Raw genomic sequence first — 19,684 nt, 5'->3', positions numbered from 1 at the left:
TCGCGCGACACGTCAACGCGGACGGTGGCGAGATGGGTGCGGGGGGCTCGGAAGGCAAGGTTTGGGACAGCGGCCATGGGCCATTCGGCTAAGGGTCGCGCCATGCGCGTCCCGACGCCGTCCGTGGCGGGGCGCGCAGAGGGAGCCGATCTCTTGCGCCAGGATCCTTCCTGACGCGCCTAGGCGCTGTTTTTGTTGGCGATGTCGACGGCCGTGCCGATCGCGCGGACGGCGTCGCTCGCCGAACGGCCGCCGAAATAGAAGCCGAGGATGGTGGTCAGCGCCGTCACGAGCGCCGTGAGAAGCTGCTTCACGAGGTCGAGTTCGGCGGCAGGTCGACTCTTCACCTTCGCGTAGACGCTGATTTGCGCCGGCGTGTTGGCATTCCCGTAGCTGTTGACGATGACGGTGAACCCCTCGGAGCGGTGGAAGTTGGCCACCCCGTCGCGTTCGGCCGCAGGCACAGAGAGCCTCGCCATCGGCGTGTCCGCGAGACGGGCTTCGCTTGACGGGAGCGGCGTCACCGCGGGCACGCCGAACACGACGAAGAGAAGCATGATCCCAATCGCCAGAAGCACCCGCACGGAGCCGCTCGGGAGCGCGAACGCCTCGCCCGGACTGGCCACCCCCAAGCGGACGAAGACGCCGGCCGCGACCGTCAGTCCGGCCATGACGATGATGAGTAAGGTGATGAAGCGGAAGGTTTCGTCACCGCGGGTGCCGGCGGGGCAGGAAATGTAAGCCAAGGCCACAGCCGCTCCGATGAGAAGCGTGACACCGCCGACGGCGAACAGGATTTCCTTCGATGACATGATCTCGTCTCCGGTGGGCGGCAGCACTCCGCGAGGTCGGCGCGTACGCGGGTTAATGCGATGCAGCCTCCGAAAAGAGCGTGACGGCGATCACGGTATGCGGCGGACGTCGCCGCTAAATCGGTCTCGCAACAGGGAGAAGCTCCATGCGGAATCACATAGCGGGCGTCGCAGCGATCATCAGTCTTTTGAGCGGCTGCGCGTCCAATTCGCTGCGCTATGCCTCCACCGATGTACCGCCAATTCCCGCGGGGGAACGCGAGGCTACCGCGATTTTTGTCGACTCCGGCACGTGCGCTTCTCCCCGTGCCCCCGATGCGGCAGGCGGTCTCGTCGGGGCTGCTCTGATCGGAATTGGGGTCGACTTTGCCGTCTCTGCGGCAAGCGCGCTTCTGAAGCGTCAGAGGGATGGCCGAAATGCGGTTTGGGCCGCTTCTGCCGAGGCGAGCGGGATTCACCCCAGGCCGGCTCCGCGGACATTCTGCCTCACGCTGGTCCGCGGCGTCCTCGCCGACGCGACCGCAGTCGATGCAAGAGGAGCGTCGCATCCAACTTTTCGAGGAGAGCCGGCGTTTCTTTTCAAAGTCGATCTGACACTCGATGCGTTGACGGCACCGGCGCCCCGGCCCGGCGCGCACCCGGCGGGTGCGGGCGAAGCGGCAGCGGGCGCGGACGAAGGACCAGCGGGTGCGGCACTCCACGCGACACCCTACGAGTTGCGCTACGCGGAGACGAGCGCTCCCGTCCGGGGTAGCGGCCGCAAGGACGTAAGCGTCGTTCTGGCGTTCTCGCCCCAGACGCTGGAAGCCACTGCCGGCGCCGCAGGCGTTCCCGACACTGCGAAAGCGGCTGTCCTGCGCTTCAACCTCGGCCGCCTCGACGTGGGCAGGGTCTACGACAAACGCCTGCTGGGCTCGTCCACCGCCGTCACCAGCCTGCCCAGGTCGGCCCAGACAATGGTCACAGCGGTGGTTGCGGAAAGCGAGGGCTCGAGCATCGCACTTGATGCTCTGATTTCGGCCTTTGACGGCAACAAGGATGATTTGTCGAAGGCTCTGAAAAGCACGATTCAGGACGCGGTCTCGGGCGGAGCAAAGAAGTAGGACGAGGAGCGGGGAGAAGAGCGTTGAATCTCGAAAGCGCAATGGCAGCTTGCCCGGTGCGAGTCGCGGAGATCTCGGTCGATGCGCAGCAGCAATCGAACTGGTGCTGGGCAGCGCTGATCCAAAGCCTCCTTCGCTGCAGAGGCGACACCGCCACTCAGGAGGAGATCGTCACGACGCATCTGAACCGTACCGGCCGCCGCTACACGTGCGGCGGGGGCAACGAGGGTCATCAAACGGGCGGCGAGTGCACGGATGTCGCATGCTCTGCAAGTTGTAACGATGAGCATTCCCTCGGCGTCACGCTCCCGGAGATAGGGCTGCTGAGCGGAGACCTTAGTGTCGGCCGGCCTCCGCCTTTCGAGCTGCTCGTTGAGGAGATTGCCAACCAAAGGCCTGTCCCCTGCCGAGTCGCCTGGACCTCGGGCGGAGGCCATGTCTTCCTGATCGTTGCATGCTCGGTGCAAGACGGTACGCCGACGGTCCACGCCCTTGATCCGGCCGCAGCGCCGGCCGGTGCAGTGCCCGAGGATACGGTGGCTCACGCCGACCTTGACGGAGCCTATGTCCGGATGAGCAAGATCGGCCGGGTGGACCACGCATATGGCATCACCTGATGCGCGATCCATCTGCGGCCGGCACCCTCGGGCGTAGGGGCGTCACCCCCCCAGCGCCGTCAGCGGTGCGCTGAGCCGCCACCTTAGCCCGTCCGGGCAATATTCCGTCTCGACGTTCCCCCGGAACCTCCCGCCGAGCAGCTTGGCGATCATGCGGGAGCCGAAGCCCTGGCGCGAGGGGTCGACGCAGGGTGGGCCGTCATGCTCCGACCACGTCAGGCTGAGGCGGTCGTCGTCGAGAGTCCAGGCGACCTCCACCCTGCCGTTCCCGTCGGCGAGGGCCCCATATTTGACGGCGTTGCTTTCGAGTTCGTGGAACACCAAAGTCAGCGCCATCACGGCATCGGCGCCGAGCGTCACGTCCGGGCCGTCGATCCGCACCCGCGCGTGGTCGTGGACCAGGGCCCGTTCGATCAGCGCACGCAGGCTCCCCGCCGTCCAGCCGCTGCCGAGCAGCATGTCGACCGCCTGCCCCATCGCAGCGAGGCGGCCGTCGAGGGCGCGTCGGGCTTCGTCGATCGAACGGCCGCTGCGCAACGTCTGGTTCGCCACCGCCTGCACGACGGCGATGAGGTTCTTCATCCGGTGGCGGAGCTCGAGGAGCGGGATGGAGGCTTCGTCGAACTCGGCCGGATCGGGCGGTCCGCTCACGAGCCGCCGTTCCCGGCGTCGAGTATCTTCTGCGGCCGCACTTCGGGCAGCACGTCGCGGAAGTGGCGCTCGACGGCGGAATAGCATTCGCAGGCCCTGCCCTCGACGCCGACGCGGTCGAGCACGGTGATGGCGCCGCGGCGGTAGGCGATCAGCCCCTGCTCCTGCAGCGCGCTGGCGACGGCGCTGACCGTGGTGCGCTGCACGCCAAGCATCTCGGCGAGATATTCCTGGGTGAGCGGGATGGTCTCGCCGCCGGCGCGATCTTGTGCGGTGAGCAGCCACCGGCAGCAGCGCGCCTCGAGCGGGTGGAAGGCGTTGCAGGCGACCGACTGCATGACCTGCGCAAGCAAGGCGTCCGAATAGCGGGCGAAGAGCTCGCGAATGTGCGGCGAGCGGAGCTTCGCCTGCTCGAGCGCCCTCAGCTCGACCTTCAGCGCGGCGCCGGGAATCTGGACGACGGCGCGGGCGTAAGCCGGCGCATGGCCGCCGCTGACGATGCCGCCGACGGCGCCTTCCTTGCCGATCGTCGCGACTTCGACGGTGCGGCCGTCGCTGATGCCGACGACGAGGGCGACCACCGTTCCTTCGGACGGGAAATGGGTTGCGGGGACGTCGCTTCCCGGCTCGAACAGGACTTCGCCCCGGCGCAGCTCGACGATCGCCGCCGATGCCTCGATCAGCTGACGGTCGCTGGGCGTGAACGTGGCGAGCAGCCGGTTGCTCGCGAAATGGCGTGTATTCGGCAACGCATACCCCCGCTTGGTCCAGCGCCACCGCGACGCCGGAGCCCTTCCCCGCCGCCGGGTCTATCAAAGGCGCGGAGGCCTGTCTGTCTGCTTGCCGACATTACGCAGCCGAACGGATGCCCGAAAAACTGCTGCAGATTAAGCATTGGACAGAAACTCGGCGGGGTACGGGGTCACCGAGCTTTTCGAGACCCGCGCGAAGTCACCGACGCTCGCGGCCTTGGCAGACCGCGGCAAGCCGGGCGACGGCGACGTATGTCATTGGACTGCAAGGATTGCGCCGCAGAGGCGATGGCGACGGGCAGGGTCGAATCCGCGCCGTCATGACGCCGCGACGACTGTTCACGCAGGTCATCGTATGCGAATTATCGGCGCGGCGCGATTCGCTTCGGAGCGCGCCGGTGGGGGGAGACAGGGGGACGGTCCAGCGGCCGCCTCATCAGCCCTGACAACGAAACGGATACGCGGCGGCGGGGAGCCGGCGTGTGCCCATGCCTACGTGCGAGCGAGAGCTCGAGATGACCACGCGTTCATAGTCGGAGACCGTCATGGCTGCTTTCACCCCGGGTAACATCGTCGTCTATCGCGTCGGAACGGGCGCCGCTGCACTGGGCAGTGCAGCAACGCAGGTCTTCCTCGACGAATACACGCCGGCTGGCGTCCTCGTGCAGTCCATCCCCCTGCCGACGGCGGATTCGGGCTCGAACCAGATGCTGACCGCAGCCGGAAACTCGGGAACGGAGGGTCTGCTTACCCTCAGCGCCGACAGCCATTACCTGATCCTGACCGGCTATGATGCGGCGGTGGGGACGGCCAGCGTCGCCGGCACGACTTCGACTATCGCGAGCCGCGTCATTGGCCGCGTCGATGCGTCCGGCAACATCGATACCTCGACGACTCTTGGCAGCGCCTTCAGCAGCGGCAACATTCGCGGCGCCACCAGCAGCGACGGCACGCACTTCTGGGCGGACGGCTCCGTCACCGGGGTCGTCACCACGACGCTCGGCAGCACCTCCTCGACGGTGGTCAGCTCGAGCACCGTCAACCTGCGCGGCATCGATATCTTCGACGGGCAGCTTTACGTCAGCAGCAGCTCGGGCTCGCTCCGCCTCGGCACCGTCGGCAGCGGAGAGCCGACCACCTCGGGTCAAACCATCACCCAGCTCCCCGGCATTCCGCTGACCAACGGCAGCGGCAATACGGCGCTTTCTCCGTACCAATTCTATTTTGCCGACCTCACCGCGTCGGTACCGGGCGTCGACACGCTGTACCTCAGCGACGATCGCGCGGCGGCGAGCGGCGGCGGCCTCTACAAATATTCGCTCGTCGGCGGCACCTGGGTTCAAAATGGCCTGGTCACGACCCCGATCCGGGGCCTGACCGGATCCGCCAGCGGGACCTCCGTCACCTGATGTCATGCAGACGGATGTCTGGCCGAATAGCCCCAACGGCCCGCCGGAAATCCCCGCGCTGCCTCCCGAGATACCTCCGCTGGCGTTAAGCGTGTCGATGGAGGGCCGGTGACGGTCGCTCCGCCGGCGGCGGTCAGCAAACCGGCCACGCCTGCCGCGCCGTTGATCGAGGCATTGCCGACATTGAGCGAGGCGGGCTCACCGGACCCGCCGCGACCACGCTGATCGGTGTCGAGTCCGGATTGCGACGGTGGGGGTGAGTGCCTGGAGACCCCTGCAGGCTCAATGTCCGTTTCCGGCTGTCGGCGGCCGGCCTTGGGATGTCCGTTAATGGCGCTTAGCGGCCGTTGTGCACTAGCTCGCTCGAGTGCCCCTGCTCGGACTGACGGCTTGCAAGAGCTTGAACAAAACGGTGGTACCAACCCTCGTTATTGACCAAAATGATCGAGCAGCTAAATTACTGATTTAGATAGGTAAATGCCCAAAGCGGCTCCTCCCGTCGGCGTCACCATTGTCAATGCAAGGCGGCCTCGCTGCCGCTGGAGGCGAGCAGCCGTTTCCATTGCGTGACGGCCCGGATGGCAAGGAGTACACATCTTCTCCGAGAGTTTGACCGGATCGAGACGCAGGTAAACGACAAAGGGCTTGCGGATGTCAATCGAGCAGACCCGATCCCACATAAGGCGCCGCCGGCGCCGCTCCCGGCATGAAATAATACCCGGCGGTCATATTGCTGGCGCCCCCGCTTGCGTAGAGCGCATCCCCACCCGCACCCTTCGTCGGGAAGTCCGGATTGGTCTGCCACATGAGCATCGGCCATTCATACTGGTCGATAAGTCCACGCACGAAGCTCATATGGTGGACGCCGCGCATCTCGTCGCTTGTCCCATCCACGCCGTCGTCGAAGAAATAGGGCCGCCTGATGAAGCGGCGCTCGACGTCGACCTGGCCGAACAGGTCCCGGTGATTGGCTCGCTTCGGGTTGATCTTCTGCGCGTGGGCGTGCGGCGCCGCGTCGGGGAGGCGCTCCCCCGTCGCGGCGTCGATGCCGAACACCGCGGCCCTTCGGTCATCGTCGAGCTTGAAGAAGCTCCTCAGCCGCCGCCTGATCTTGCGGTAGGCGAGGTAGGTGCCGTCGAGGCACCATGACGGCTCGTCATCCTGCTTGCCCACATACACGAAGCTCTCGGCGCTCTCAGCACTCGCGCCGGCCTTCGGGTTGGATATGCCGTCCTCGAAGCCGGACGGCTCGCGGCTGTCGGGGCGCGAATAGCCGCGCTCAAGCCGGCGCACAACGATCCCAGGATGGACGCCCCCATAATACAGCCGGCCAAAAATATACTCGTTCACGTACATGTCGTCGCTGGCGATGATGATGACGAGATCAGTGACCTCCAGCGACGGATCGAAATCCTCGTCCCCGTCCACCCGCGGTATGATCTTGAGATGCCGCGGCTTGAGCGCGGCGATCCCGAAGCGGTCGTCGCCCTGCGGCGTCGTGAATAGCGAGGCGCCGAAGCCGATCGTGACGCTGACGCGCCGGTCCGTGACTGCGGCGTCGAAGCTGCGGTCAGGCTGGATCGGCTTCTTGTCCATCTGATGCCGCGCGAAGCGAGTCAGCTTCTCGAGTAGGCCCCTCAGTTCCGCCCGGGTGGACAGGGCGACGTCCGCAAAGACGATGTGACAATGCCGCTGGCGGTCGATCTGGCCGGCATATTGCGCTCCATAGGCATTGGGATCGACGCCGCGCGGTGGCTCGCTCGGCCAAGCGGGGCTGGTGATGCCCGGCTGATAGGGTCCGTCGCGCGCGGGCAACGGCCGTGGGCAGGCGGTATCAGGCATAAAGCGGACGCCTCTTGTGCTGCTCCTGATGGTCGGGAAACAGGGTGATGAAGAATTCGGTCCAGCCGCCCATTCGCACCCGCACCAGATTGTGTCCCTCGGGATCGCGCTGGGCGGCCAGGAGCGTCTCCGGATCCGCAACCGTAAATGTGCAGATAGAGCCGCCCTTCCCGTCCGCGAAGGCGCGCAGCATCGCCGTCAGCTCGTCACGCGGCATGTCCTCCCGCACATTGTAGTCGACCGGAGCCCCATCCCCGAAGCGCCGCATCGCCGCGTTGTGGTAGCTTCGAAGGGACTCAGCGAGCCTGTACGAGCGGGCATGCGTGCCGTCCGCGCCCAGCGGCGGCAGATCTCCTGGAACCGGAGCCGGCGACAGATCGGAGGCCAGCGCCCCGCCCGAGCGGCGACCGTCGGCCGAGGCACCGTAGAAGCCGCCCATGCCGACATATTGCTCGAACGTCCCAACCCCCGGAGCGATGTGGAGATCGAACGCGCCGTCCTTTCCGAACCGATCGCGCAACTGCGCGAAGCCCGGCGCGTGCAGCGGATCGTTGACGGCCTCGATGAGGCAATCGGCAAAACTATCGAGCAGCCACCACGCCCAGCGATCGACTTCCTCTACGCCATTGCCGAATTTGGGCTCCGCCAGCGCTAGAGCCCTTATCTCAGCGATACGCTCGGGCGCGGCATAGGGCCCAAAAGCGGGGACCTTGCCACCGGCAACGTCGAGCAGCCGGTGGCCCCAGTCGGTAGCAAGGCATGTGGTGAGTTCGGTGAGCGAAAAGGCTTTCTCGCGGAAAACCAGTTTTTCGATCACCTGCAGCGAATCCGCCGCCGTGCTGACGCCGATCAGCAAAGGCGAGAAGATATGGTAATTCGCGCCGCCGGCCGTGAGATCTCGGCCCGCCTCCATGCATCCGCTGATCAAGGCCGACAGCAAGGGCGAGGGACAGATCGCCGACTTGTTGCCGTAGAAGGTCAGAAGATTTTTTACGTAGCGGTTGCACTGCAATAGCAAGTGCGAACGCAGGATTTCGCGAAAGCTGCCGAAGTCGGCGATGTCGGCCGCGAAAGGCGTCCGCCAGCTGTCCTTGTTGCCCCGCAGGTTGATGGGACCGGCCGCACCTAGCCCTGCCCCCCGGTTGAGCGTCTTCTCGATCATCTCAGGCGCCGAGACGAAGCCGAAGCTGAATTCGCTTTGCCCCGCGACCATCGTCTCGTAGCAGCCGTCGCAGGCATAATCGCGCGCGGCGGCGAGTGGGATCGGCGCGAGGCTGTGGTCGGCAAGCGCCGGCACGATCACGTCGTCGTTGAGCAGCACCGGGTGGGCTCCTCCGCTCAGCAAGGCGGCCGCGGCGAGATCAAGGATATCGTCAGGCGTGCCGCGGTGAACGCGCAGGTCGAGGGTCGGACTGTTGAGCGGCAGCCGGCGCGCGGCGTGGAGGCACATGCGCGTCACCTCGTTGCACCCGTCGACTGGTTCCCCTTCCGCTGCGAGGACGCCGCCGATCGTGATCTGCTGCATCCACTGGTTCAGCAGCCCCCCTTGGTCGAAATTGGACGACCCATAATAGCCCGTCATCACCCCATCGGCCGCGGTGAAGCGGTTCTCGGCGTGGCGGAAGTTCAGGATAACCCGTTCGTCGAGCTTGACCCAGAAGCAGTCGACCAGCTCCTGCGCTTCAGCCTCCGTCAGCCGGCCTGCCGCGAGGTCGGCGCGATAAAGATCGATCAGCAATCGGTCCAGACGCCCGATCGGCACGATCTCCACCGTCCAATGAAGCGCGCAATGGACGATGTAGATCGCCTGCAGCGCCTCGCGGAAAGTCGCCGCCGGCTTCCGGGGCGCTGCTTCGAGACAGAGCGCAACCGCTTCCATGTTCGCCCGATTGGTGTCGTGGTCGGGCAACGCGGCTGCGGCTTCACGCGCGAGCCGAGCATAGGCGTCGGCGTACGCGATCGCCGCGTCGACGCAGATCGCCACCGCCTCATAGAAATGGGCGGCACCGGCCCCGACATGCGGATCGGCGGAGCGGCGCCGGGCTTCCTCGGCGATAGCCTCCAGCCCGCGTTCGATCATGGTTCTGTGGTTTGGGACAATATGCCCCATCGGCGACAATTCGTTGAGGAAATCGAGCTGGCCCGCGAGCGTCTCGGCCTCCGTCAGATAGCGCACGAATTCCTTGCCCTGACCGACTGCAAAGGGCGGAAGCGTTCCCACGATCGCCTCGTCCGCCGAGAGGCCGGAGCTTCCCGAGCGGGCGGCAACGTCCGGATCCATGATGAGCTCGAGCATACGCTTTGTCGCCAGCGCCTTGCGGATTATGACAGGGGCCCCCGCGAGCTCTCGCTTCTCAGCATCGTCAAGGTCGTCGCGGCCGAGGAAAAGATGGCCGACCTGCTCCTCGGCCAGCCAGCCCGGCCGACCCTTCCAGCGCTCGAACATCCTGAGCAATTGCCGGCAGGTTCGCTCCGACGGCAGCTCGGGATCCCCAGGCGGAAGGCTCTGGAGAAAGCGCCAATATTGAACGTCGTTATGGTGCATCTGCCTTTTTCCCTCAGGCTGTTCTTCAGAGCAACGGCACCGACTTCGATGCCATTCCTCTCTTGGTCCGCGGTGCAGATGAACCGGGCTCGGCCGATTGCTGCCGGAGCACTAGACTTTGTTTCGACATCATGACAGTTTGATCCACTCGAGGCGAGTCTCATGAATGTGGGAGCAAAGTCTGAATCCGGTCCACAGCCTTCGGAGGTAATCCGCAAGCAATCGTCTGAGGGGGTCCATAGTGATGCCGGTGAGCACCATCTTTGTCCTGATGATGGAGAATCGCTCCTTCGATCATCTCCTCGGTTATCTTGCTCTTCACCGGGGAGACGTCGAAGGTCTTTCCTCGGACCCTGCCTGGCGCGACAAAGTCGCCAGCACCTACGGCGGTAAGCGCTTCCCTCCGTCTCCACTGACCGACCCCTATGACGCGATCGCGGCCGACCCGCCCCACGGGCGGGCCGATATCACCACCCAACTCGGCCAGCGGGTGGGCGACATATTCCCAATGGACGGGTTCGTCTCCAGCTACGCAACCGCCAAGGGCTTGACGCCCATCGCGGCGGGAAGCGAACCTCCGGTGATGGGGTATTTCACCGCCGAGCACGCGCCGGTGACCGCCTTTCTCGCGCAGCATTACGCGATCTGTGATCATTGGCACGCCGCCCTCCCGGCGGGCACTCAGCCCAATCGGCTGATGGCGATGAGCGGCTTCACGCGGATCGAAGACAACAAGACGCCTCTTCCTAACCAGGAGCTCGTCTACGACTGGCTGACGAAGCGCGGCATACGCTGGCGCGTTTATCATGTCGGAATCCCGTTCTTCGCGCTGATGCTCGATCGCGTCGGCGAGGTGCTCGGACCGCACTTTCGACCGTTCGCCGAATTTTTTGAGGATGTAGAAAGCGAACCGCCGGACGAGTTTCCCCAGGTAGTGTTCCTTGAACCGGCCTATTCCGACGCGCCGCACATCGGTCCTAGCTGTGACGACCATTCTCCGGCCGGCATCAAGGGCGGTCAGGAATTTGTGCTCGAAGCCTATCGCGCGCTAACTCGAAGCCCCGACTTGTGGAACCAGTCCGCGATGATCGTCAGCTATGACGAGCATGGCGGATTTTTCGATCATGTATCGCCGCCCTTGATCGAAACGCTTCCACCTGCAGACGCTCTCTACAAACAGAAATTTACCTCGCTCGGGGTCCGCGTTCCCGCCCTCGTCATTTCCCCTTTCGTCGTTCCCGGGAGCGTGCACCATGCGCTGATGGATCATACCTCGATCCTGAAGTTCATCGGCGACACGTTCGACGGCGGCAGCTACTCCCCGTTGGTCGATGCGAGGCCGGTAGGCAGCGTCTCCGCGGTCCTCACCAATGCCGGCAGGGATTCCCCCGCGCCGGTGATCGGCTCTCTTGAAGCCTATCTGGCGCTGGAGCCGAAACCGGGCGGCCGGGTGCCGAACACCAAACCTGAAACTCCGATCCAGGAGAACTTCCAGCAGGCGCTTGATGCGATCCGTAACCATCCCGCCCGGCCACCAGGCGCCTACGATGATTTGCTACAAGCGGACTTCCCGCACTGAAGGAGTGATGTCGATGACTCATGCGATCCGGGCCGGGTGGATAGTGCTTGGGGCAGCAATCTTTGCCTGCGGCGCGTGCGGGACCGTGGTGAATTCGCAGCACAACACGGCCGAGTACACGCCGCTGGACGCTGCAGCTACGAGCGGCGACGTCGCGACTGTGGGATCGGCGCTCGACCGCAATCCAAGTCTCATCCGAAGCACGGAGTGGAACGGAGAATCACTGCTCCACGATGCCGTGGCGAATAATCAGGAGGCGATGGCCAGGTTCCTCCTCGTTCGCGGCGCGGATGTAAACGCCTTGGACAAGAGCCGCCTCGCACCGCTCCATATCGCCGCCCAGAACGGAAATGTGCCGATCATTCGTCTGTTGGTCGCGCATGGCGCGCACCTGAATGCACGCGACGCCAGAGGCTGGACTCCGCTCGATCGGGCCATGAAGTGGCACCATGCCGAGGCAGCTGAAGCGTTGAGATCCCTCGGCGCGCGAGCGACGGTCCCGGATGGCAGTGCACCGGCTGCGGCTCCGGCGCCGCCGGCGAAGGCACCAGCCACGGCTCATTGACGGAGCGCGTTTCGTATCGGGCTTGGCACTCAAAAGCCGGGAGGCGGCGGCATGGGCAAAGCCGCTTCAGGGCTCGGCTTGGACGTGCTAGTTTCCACCGACGTTCTGGGGAGTGGCAAATGACGACATCAACACACCGCCTGCGCTCGATTGCACTGGGAGCGGCTGCCGCCGCGCTGGCGTTCACCGGCATGACACCTGCAGGCGCGTGGGGCGCCCAGGGCCACCAATATGTTGGCAGCCTTGCTTGGGCCCTGCTCAACGCGAATGCACGCGCTCATGTTGCCGCCTTACTGGGCGCGAACGTTGGCCTCACGCATGCGGCGGTGTGGCCAGACTGCGTCCGGAGCGTGAATGCGAGCGCAGACGGCACCTTCACCTTCACTGTCGACAAATACACGTCCAAGGCCTGCAACGTCTTCGCGGACGGTGGTGCGGAGCAGGCGCGAATGACCGACTATGCGTCTCGCAACTGGACCAATTGCGAATATTCCGGCCAGCGCACGAAGTGCAACCTCGCTTACCATTTTGCCGACGTGAACGTCAAAATCCACAACCGCTATGACGAAGGCTATTTCGGCGCTGGCTCTGGCGATGTCGTCCAGGCGATCAAGGCAGCCATCACGGTACTCGGGTGCTTGGAAGGCCAGACCTGCCCCACCGCAGGCCCATTCAACATCAAGGACAAGCGCGAGGCGTTATTCCTCCTCACGCACTTCATGGGGGACCTGCACCAGCCGCTCCATGTGGGTGCGGTCTATCTAGATGGCTCGAACGCGGCCGGCGATGATCACGGGCGCGCGACCACCGGTGGCAATGCGCTGCTGCTCAAGTCCGGCAGGGGCGGCGAGAACCTCCACCATAGCTGGGACGAGATCGCCCCTGGACTTGGGACCACGCCGAGCGCCGCCGCGATCGCCCGCGGCTGCCGCATCGCCTACGGGCCCGCATCCGCTACAGGATCACCCGAGAGCTGGGCCAGTGAAAGCGTCATCGCCGCCAGCGCCGCCTATAAGGGCCTCACCTACACCCCAGACTCGGGCCAGAAAAATCATTGGGACGTGAAGGTCGGCAACGCGCAGGCCTATTCAAAGGCCCGGACGAAGACGCAGGCGGACCAGCTCATAAAGGCGGGGGCGCGGCTGGCGATGGTGCTGAACACCATGTGGCCGTCGTCGACCGCCGCGCCGGCGTGCGGCGGCAGCCTGACCCCACGTCCCCACGGATAAGGCCCAGCCTGCGCGCAAACGGCCGCAGACGGCTTCTGATCCGAAGGCTCGCCGTGTCCTACAGCGGCGAGCCCTGCCCTCGCAGGAATGCCAATTAGCGGAGTCGCACGCACGCCGTGGCACTGCCGATCCAGCGTGGACCGCGGCTATTGATCCGAGGGATGTCGACGTGTCGCGGCGTGACGGGCGTAATATGCCGTTGCCGCATCGATATATTGCGTCCAGTCGCTCGCAACGCCCTGCTGCGCATCGGCGAGCGGAATGGCGCCTTCTCTAACCTGATCGGCGAGAAAGTTCTCAACCAGATCCTTTTGCTTGAAATAGCGCTTTCGCAGAACCGTCTTCGATGGGCCGCATTGGGGCCATATGTTGGCGAGGGTATCGGCACCCCCCAGCTCAAGCGATATAAGATGGTCCTTTTCGCATGTCTGGGTCTGCCCGGTGTTGTGAGCAGGCTTTGGGATGCCATACCATCGGTAGGTCTTGTCCTTCTGTCCGGGCGATGTTGCGTTGTCGCGAACACACAGCCCTGTCCTGAATTTCGGGTTCTGAAGAACGGCAAGCGTCAAGGTCGGATTTATCGCGCCCGGCGTGCAAGTGGCGTCGGGAACCGGATAGCCGTTCACCATTCGCGGTCGGCAGGTCGAGACGCCAGGCTCCTTCCACTCGGCCAAGGGCTGATTGGCCTCGGGATCGATCCCCGCAACGGGACAGCTTCCAGACGCTTGACTGGCCTTGGCGGGAGCGTGCGCGGCCGCCCGATGCGCAGGGGGGCGTGAGGCGGCAGGAATCGCCAGTGCAACGCAGATCCCGCCGACCAAAGCCACACCTGCAGTCGTTCCGATGAAGTACCGCATCATTCCCCCCTTTCGCTGGAACCACGAGAACATATGCCGTCGTCTGGCTCATGCCGTCCTGCTGGAGCAACGAAGCTCTAATCAGGCGAATAGGAAAGCGACGCCGGAAGGTCGTTGCGCGTGAACGCTCGCTGATAGTCCGGGTCATAGATTTGCGCGACCTTGTACGTGCCGCTCGTGACCCATTGATTGGCTTCGCTGACGTTAGCTGCGCCTCTGTGCGTGGCCGCATCCGGATTGCGCGAGATTGTCTGCATCTGCATGAGCACATGTCCCCACGCCAGCCATCGTCCGCCAAGGTTATGGAACCAGAAAACTCGGACAGGGTCGAGATGGAAGAAACGCGGGCCCACCTTGCCTTGAAAACTGAACAGCCGGTCTCCGACCTCCTCCAGCATTATAGGGTTTTGGCGGTGCCGCTCGAGGTTGAATATTTCGGCGGGAAAGCCCTGAGCGGTCGTCAGCTGAAGGGTGTCATTGATTTCTAAGGTGCTTCCCACTTGAACTACTCCTTTACGACGCCGAAAAACGCTCGGAAAGCGACCGGAACCCGTTCCCGTAGAATGTGCTGATCGCATCGCTGGGATAGTCGAACTCGCAGGCCCACTGCACCATGCAGACCGCGTCCAGATCCCCCGCAATCACTCGAAGCGAGGCGTGATAGTTCCGGACTTCTTCGCCCCACTGGCCGGCATGCCATTTGTATCGATAATGGCAGTCGTCATTGTCCATCATCACCAGCTCTTCAGTCGTCTTTGGCTGCCCCGGAAACGTGAGCAGCCGCCGCACCTGACGCGTATCGCATTGCTCCTGAGGAAGCTCCGTGAGGGCTATATCAGGATGCCAATGATGGATCGTGTAAAAGCCGCCAATCAGATCCCAGACGGCGTCGCGCGGAGCAGCAAGTCCGACGGTTCGGACAACTCTCCAATGTTGGTAGCCATCACCGGCCATGACGAACCTTCCCTTTCATACGCAGGAATGTAGCGGAAGTCTGGACCGTAATTGGACTCCCCGCCCGGCCGGCGCATTTGCATCAGCGGCTTGGCGTATTTTTCGAGGTCGAACATCGCCTCGATGGCTTTCAAGATCATCGCCTGCCCGCTGTCGCCGGACCACGTTCCCTGCAAACAATCGAGCAGCTTCGAGTAGGTCAGATTGAACTGGCGAAGCAGATGCCTCGCTTCGGGTTCGGCGGCCTCGTCGAGCTGATATCCTCCCTCCGGCACATTGGCCACGGGCCACACGTCGGCGTCGAAATCGAATTCGATCGGGGCGCCGAGACGCCACGCGCCGTTGGCGTCCTTTTCCAGCTGCTGGAGGTGATACATTTCAGCGAACCTCCAATAGTGGGCGAGATGGCCGCGGCGCTCCTCCGGGCGGCCGATACTGCCCTCCCCCTGCCTCTCGATGATGTCGATCGCCTTCGCGACGTCCTCGAGGGACAGGATCGGAATCCACGACAAAGGGCCGGTGACCTGCCGGTCCTGCGAGAATTCAGGATCGAGCTGCTGAAAGGCAGAGAGGATCTTGCCGTACAGCTGCCCAATGGTGAAATCGCCATGGCCATCGATGCCGATTTCCTCGTCGATGATCTCATGGGCGGGATCGATATGCGCAGGGCGTTCGATCTCCATGAACACCTGAAGCATCTCTTTTGAGAAGCGGCCGAGCGGGATGGTGAGTTCGGGGTGCACCCCCAGCGGGAGCTTGCCGGGATAGGTCGGAGCAGCCGAGTTGATCCGTGGTTCACCCCCGATCGAGGCCAGCATGTTGCACACCAGTGCGAGGTGCAGCATTTCCTCCTGGAGGATGTTGCGCAGCGAGTTGGCCAGCGGATGGCGCTCGTCCCTAATCGTCCAGAGGGCCGTCAGGTAGGGCGGAATGGTGGCGAATTCGAGGGTGACTGCCCCGTTCAGCGCCGAGATGATTGCGCTCCGCTGATCGGCCTTGTTTTCCGCGCCCGCAACGAGCTCGGCAGCCCGCAGCCGCGTGACTAAATCCAGGATGGCAGGCTGCTCAGGAGAGATGGCGGTCACGCGGAAATCTCCACCGTTGGTTGCACCGTCTCGTGGGCGACCCGTACGGACGAATTGCCGATGAAATGTTCGGCCAGACGCAATGTCAGAGCCGCCAGGGTCAGCGTCGGATTAACCGCCGCACAGGTCGGGAACGCGGCGTTCGAACAGACGTAGAGGTTGTCGGTGCCGAATACCTTCATGTCTTTGTCGGTGACGCCATGTTCGGGCGTTTCGCCCATCCGACACGTGCCGCTGGCATGGTGCCCGCCTGGATCATCGACGAAGGTCTTGACCTCCCCGCATCCCATGTCGTCGATCACGGGCTTCATCCGTGCCAGTTGGCGCTGGGTGCGCTCGCCGAACTTCGTCTCGCGCGAATAATTTATGCTCATCAGCGGCAGCCCGAAACGGTTAGTCCCAGGCCGCTCAATAAGGCGGTTCTGATACTGACCTTTCTCCTCGTAAAATGCCTGCAGTTCGAAGGTCATCGGACCGGAGAGGATTGCCCGGATCTGTTCGCGAGTTTGCCCCTTCTTCATCAGCCGCGCGATATCCACGTTTGGCAAGGCACGGTTTTTGAACAGGAAGATTTTGCCGTCCTGCTGATATTCGGGGGCGTCGTAGGTGCGGGACATCAGCGTTGGAAAATCGAATTCCTGCAGCCAGCGCCGTCGGTTGGCCGGGAGAGTCCCGCTGACGCGCAGGAAGGAGTGCGATACGATGTGGCGACCCACCAGGTCGTTGTCGTTGCCAATACCCTGGGGCCAGAAGGCGCTCTTAGAGCGCATCAGCAATTTCGGGCTTTCATATGTCCCGCCGGCAACCACGAAGATGTCCGCGGTGACGGAGATCGTCTCCCCCGACTTGGTATCCAGATACTCTGCGGCGGCAATATGCGACTTCCGGTCGGCAACGAGCTTTGTCACAGGCGACAGGCAGCGCATCACGAAATTCACGTGGCGGGGGTCCTCAACGAGCTCGTCCAGCACGTCGTGCGCCGTGTAGCGGGAGCCGATCGGGCAATATTTGCATGTGCCGGTGGCCATGCATTTGCGGTAGCGCGCGATGGGCATGTTTCCCGGCTCGATGCCGTTCTTCTTGAACGACTCGACCATCAGACCATCGGCCTCGGTCCAACCGAAAACCGGGCGCGGGAAAGGCTGATTAGCGCGATTGGCGTTCCAGCTTTCCTTCGTATCCCCGCAGACCGAGAGATAGTCTTCTGCCTGCTGATAATAGGGGTCGAGATCGTTATAATCGATCGGCCAGTCGGCACCTTCGCCTGTATTGGTGAACAGCTCAAAATCTTCGGGCTTGTAGCGCAGACTCCACGCGCCCCAATGCCCGGTTGAACCGCCATACGCCATAATACGGGCGCCTTCGTAACCCCACTTAGTGCCGTCGCCTGTAGTCTTGTTCTCACCCGGAATGTCGTAGCAGAAATCATAGGGCTTGCGTCCGGTCAGGACATAATCCCACCAACCCCGTCGGTCTCCGCGTGGCACTCGCGGTCCCGCCTCGAGCATCAGGATGGAAGTAGCCCGGTCTTCCTGAAGCAGCTGTTTCGCCAGCGTGACGGCGGCGACCCCGGAGCCGATGAGGACATAGCGGTAATGCTTGGGCATCATGCCTCCTCCGCGGCCCTGGTGGTCATCGCCGGCGCGTACAAACGTGCAGTCGGTCGTTCGTTGTAGCGTGAGCCACGGATAAAGCCGGCGTAATTGAGTGGTCGGTTGGTCGAGAACTCGTTGTCCACAAAGCCGCGAAAACCACTTGCGGTGATCTGGACTGCGATAAATTCATCGACGACATATTTCTTGGCATGCGCCAGTCGGGTCACTGGCGGCTTGTCCGGGACACCGCTCGCGAAGAACAGCATCCGGTAAGCTTCCTCCCGGCCCAGCAGCCCGACGAGCTCCTGCATCACCGAAACCCCATTGGCATATTCACCGACATAGCTCGGCGGAGACTTGGTTTTCGCCTCGACGAACTCCAGCCAGGAACTCCGGAGGCCCGCGGAGTCGTTACGAACGTTTTGCCAGGTGCGACCGATCTCGACAAAAATCTCCCACAGCTTTTCACGGGCAGCGCCGGGAAGGAAGTCATCCTCATGGTCCAGAAGGTTCGCCTCGACGGCCGCGTTCGCGATCGGGAGCGTCGAGAGCGGAAGATCACTCAATGTCGCGGTAATTTCAGCCATTTCAGGTGTCCCCTCTTCCAACCCCCGATTCGATCGACTTAAAGCCCGCTGCCGCCACTTTTATGTCGCCTAGGCATTATCCGGATCTCCAGATGGGTCCTAGTTCCGCCTGCTGAATCCCCCCGCAAGCCAGCTGTACACAGGGCTTAAGCCCTACGTTTCGGGCGATTATCGATTTGAGGCCCCCGGGGCTCGACTTTAGAGGACTAAGCGCAAAGTGCAATGCTGCACCTCCAGTTTTGCTGAGCGACATACCAAACACTAGCAACTCAGCGATTTCGCGTGTTCATCAGAATTTCTGATCATGCTGCGGGCGCGATCGGCGCATAGCCAACCGCGGCCAGGGGAGTGTCGGAGATTCTGATCGAGGCCATCCGGGCGGCGGCTGACGGTGAAGCCGGAGCGCGGGCCGCAGTGGCGAGCCGCTCCACTTATACAACGCTGTCGCGACGCCCGGTGCACGACGGAGAGATAGGCGCTCAGACGAAATAGGCGCGACTCTGTATGGCTGCGGGAGCGGACTGGAAGGTTCTGACGGCCGCGGCAGGCGCTTCGCCGATCAACGCGGCCAGATCAGCCCGCATCGGATGGCGGCTTTGCCCGAGCTGCAGGCCGACGCGCTTCGACTCGCCGGCGCCGAGCAGGCAGGCGCAATAGGGTTGGAGGATGTTCCAGCGGCAGCCGATCAGCTCCCCGTCGTGGCGCCCATATTCGGTCTGCGGAGAGATGTCGGCCGTCAGCACGGGAAGGCCGCGCAGATCGGCAGTACCGGTGAAGATCGCCACCTTCGGATCGTCCGGATCGTTGCAGGTAACCGTCCATGTCTCGACGCTCGGGTCGTTCAGCGCCGGTATGCTGGTGGCGAAGGTGGTCTGGAATTTCGGCTCGCCGAACAACTGAACGCCGGCCGCGATGGCGGGCGGCGAGTCGCACGGCACGTGGACCCGGTGGCTGCCGAACAGCTTGGTCTGGTCGTTGCCGAGGACGAACTCCTGAAAGCTCATTTCGACAGTCCGGCCGGCGAGCGCCTCAGGATAGGAGACGATGTTGAGCTCGATCTCCTGCGTGAAGCCGGTGCCGTTCGGAAACGGGCCGGTATAGCCCTGGTAATTGTAGGAGGCGCAGGCGCGGCCTCCGAAGGTGGCGGCGGCGAGGCCCGTCCCCTCCAGGTACGGTGCCACGCGGCCAGGGTCGACGAGGTGCATCACCTCGAAGTTCGTGAGCGAGGAATAGAAGAAGGGAAGGCCGAACCCCGCCGGGATCGTTGGCAGCGTCGACGGCTCCGCCAGAGCGCGCAGGATCTCGGCCGGGTCGAAATATTGCAGCATGTGGGAGATGCGGCCATCGGCGGCGAAGCTGTAGACCTGCGCCCAGGTACATTGGTAATCCCGCCCAGTCGCCTTCGCGGTGCCGAATTCGTGGCCCAGGAGAACGACCGTGCCGTCCTGTCCGACCGGCGGCTGGACAATCACTTTCTTGAAGTGGAGAGTGTCCTTCACCCG

At 63.6% G+C, this 19,684-nt stretch carries 18 protein-coding genes; 6 read left to right on the top strand and 12 right to left on the bottom strand.

All coding sequences use genetic code 11. The features are described 5' to 3' along the window. Positions 1–179: 179 nt before the first annotated feature. The gene (locus VGC56_RS10615; protein ID WP_464124873.1) at positions 180–839 is read right to left on the bottom strand and encodes a hypothetical protein; all 660 of its coding nucleotides are present in this window, start codon (positions 837–839) and stop codon (positions 180–182) included. A gap of 119 nt (positions 840–958) precedes the next feature. Here VGC56_RS10615 and VGC56_RS10610 point away from each other — a divergent pair, with 119 nt between their 5' ends. Both VGC56_RS10610 and VGC56_RS10605 read left to right on the top strand, forming a co-directional pair. Beyond that, on the top strand, positions 959–1,915 hold the full coding sequence (locus VGC56_RS10610) for a hypothetical protein (RefSeq protein ID WP_464124872.1): 957 nt from the start codon (positions 959–961) through the stop codon (positions 1,913–1,915). A 23-nt stretch (positions 1,916–1,938) separates the two neighbouring features. Next, positions 1,939–2,532: a papain-like cysteine protease family protein gene (locus VGC56_RS10605; protein WP_464124871.1), complete on the top strand. Its 594-nt coding sequence runs from the start codon at positions 1,939–1,941 to the stop codon at positions 2,530–2,532. Between the two features lie 42 nt (positions 2,533–2,574). Here VGC56_RS10605 and VGC56_RS10600 read toward each other — a convergent pair whose 3' ends face one another. Both VGC56_RS10600 and VGC56_RS10595 read right to left on the bottom strand, forming a co-directional pair. Beyond that, positions 2,575–3,183, bottom strand: a complete 609-nt coding sequence (locus VGC56_RS10600; protein WP_464124870.1) for a sensor histidine kinase — start codon at positions 3,181–3,183, stop codon at positions 2,575–2,577. Beyond that, the gene (locus tag VGC56_RS10595; RefSeq protein WP_464124869.1) at positions 3,180–3,932 is read right to left on the bottom strand and encodes a Crp/Fnr family transcriptional regulator; all 753 of its coding nucleotides are present in this window, start codon (positions 3,930–3,932) and stop codon (positions 3,180–3,182) included. The genes VGC56_RS10600 and VGC56_RS10595 overlap by 4 nt, the downstream gene beginning before the upstream one ends. Before the next feature lie 548 nt (positions 3,933–4,480). On the opposite strand from VGC56_RS10595, the gene VGC56_RS10590 reads away from it, so the two are divergent. Continuing rightward, positions 4,481–5,344 (top strand): hypothetical protein, encoded by an 864-nt coding sequence (locus VGC56_RS10590; RefSeq protein ID WP_464124868.1) that lies wholly within the window; start codon positions 4,481–4,483, stop codon positions 5,342–5,344. A gap of 654 nt (positions 5,345–5,998) precedes the next feature. Here VGC56_RS10590 and VGC56_RS10585 read toward each other — a convergent pair. Together VGC56_RS10585 and VGC56_RS10580 are read right to left on the bottom strand one after the other, a co-directional pair. Beyond that, entirely contained in the window at positions 5,999–7,186 is a 1,188-nt protein-coding gene (locus VGC56_RS10585; protein ID WP_464124867.1) for a Dyp-type peroxidase, read from the bottom strand. After that, positions 7,179–9,731: a pyruvate formate lyase family protein gene (locus tag VGC56_RS10580; RefSeq protein ID WP_464124866.1), complete on the bottom strand. Its 2,553-nt coding sequence runs from the start codon at positions 9,729–9,731 to the stop codon at positions 7,179–7,181. The genes VGC56_RS10585 and VGC56_RS10580 overlap by 8 nt, the downstream gene beginning before the upstream one ends. A 250-nt stretch (positions 9,732–9,981) precedes the next feature. Between VGC56_RS10580 and VGC56_RS10575 the strand changes: the two genes are divergently transcribed. The 3 genes from VGC56_RS10575 (at position 9,982) to VGC56_RS10565 (ending at position 13,104) form a co-directional block, all read left to right on the top strand. Next, entirely contained in the window at positions 9,982–11,310 is a 1,329-nt protein-coding gene (locus tag VGC56_RS10575; protein ID WP_464124865.1) for an alkaline phosphatase family protein, read from the top strand. Between the two features lie 13 nt (positions 11,311–11,323). Next, a complete protein-coding gene (locus tag VGC56_RS10570; RefSeq protein ID WP_464124864.1) occupies positions 11,324–11,875 on the top strand; it encodes an ankyrin repeat domain-containing protein in 552 nt (183 codons plus the stop codon). Positions 11,876–11,994: 119 nt separating this feature from the next. Next, entirely contained in the window at positions 11,995–13,104 is a 1,110-nt protein-coding gene (locus VGC56_RS10565; RefSeq protein ID WP_464124863.1) for a S1/P1 nuclease, read from the top strand. Between the two features lie 146 nt (positions 13,105–13,250). Here VGC56_RS10565 and VGC56_RS10560 read toward each other — a convergent pair whose 3' ends face one another. The 7 genes from VGC56_RS10560 to VGC56_RS10530 all read right to left on the bottom strand — a co-directional run bounded on the left by VGC56_RS10560 (position 13,251) and on the right by VGC56_RS10530 (position 19,681). Next, complete coding sequence (locus VGC56_RS10560; RefSeq protein ID WP_464124862.1) at positions 13,251–13,961, bottom strand: hypothetical protein; 711 nt, start codon at positions 13,959–13,961, stop codon at positions 13,251–13,253. 77 nt (positions 13,962–14,038) lie between these two features. Beyond that, positions 14,039–14,461 (bottom strand): hypothetical protein, encoded by a 423-nt coding sequence (locus VGC56_RS10555; RefSeq protein WP_464124861.1) that lies wholly within the window; start codon positions 14,459–14,461, stop codon positions 14,039–14,041. 13 nt (positions 14,462–14,474) lie between these two features. After that, positions 14,475–14,915: an SRPBCC family protein gene (locus tag VGC56_RS10550; protein WP_464124860.1), complete on the bottom strand. Its 441-nt coding sequence runs from the start codon at positions 14,913–14,915 to the stop codon at positions 14,475–14,477. Next, positions 14,834–16,000, bottom strand: coding sequence for a ferritin-like domain-containing protein (locus tag VGC56_RS10545; RefSeq protein ID WP_464124859.1), 1,167 nt, complete (start codon positions 15,998–16,000; stop codon positions 14,834–14,836). The genes VGC56_RS10550 and VGC56_RS10545 overlap by 82 nt, the downstream gene beginning before the upstream one ends. Continuing rightward, a complete protein-coding gene (locus tag VGC56_RS10540; RefSeq protein WP_464124858.1) occupies positions 15,997–17,607 on the bottom strand; it encodes a GMC oxidoreductase in 1,611 nt (536 codons plus the stop codon). The genes VGC56_RS10545 and VGC56_RS10540 overlap by 4 nt, the downstream gene beginning before the upstream one ends. Next, positions 17,607–18,182, bottom strand: coding sequence for a hypothetical protein (locus VGC56_RS10535; RefSeq protein WP_464124857.1), 576 nt, complete (start codon positions 18,180–18,182; stop codon positions 17,607–17,609). Before VGC56_RS10535 ends, VGC56_RS10540 begins: the two co-directional genes overlap by 1 nt. Positions 18,183–18,661: 479 nt before the next feature. Then, positions 18,662–19,681 carry a nuclear transport factor 2 family protein gene (locus VGC56_RS10530; protein WP_464124856.1) on the bottom strand — a complete coding sequence of 340 codons (1,020 nt, stop codon included), beginning with the start codon at positions 19,679–19,681 and terminating at the stop codon, positions 18,662–18,664. Positions 19,682–19,684 lie beyond the last annotated feature (3 nt).

Source organism: Allosphingosinicella sp. (genome assembly GCF_036403745.1).
Lineage (GTDB): Bacteria > Pseudomonadota > Alphaproteobacteria > Sphingomonadales > Sphingomonadaceae > Allosphingosinicella.
The sequence above is the reverse complement of the archived record's forward strand: the minus strand, read 5'-3'. Positions and strand labels throughout refer to the sequence as shown.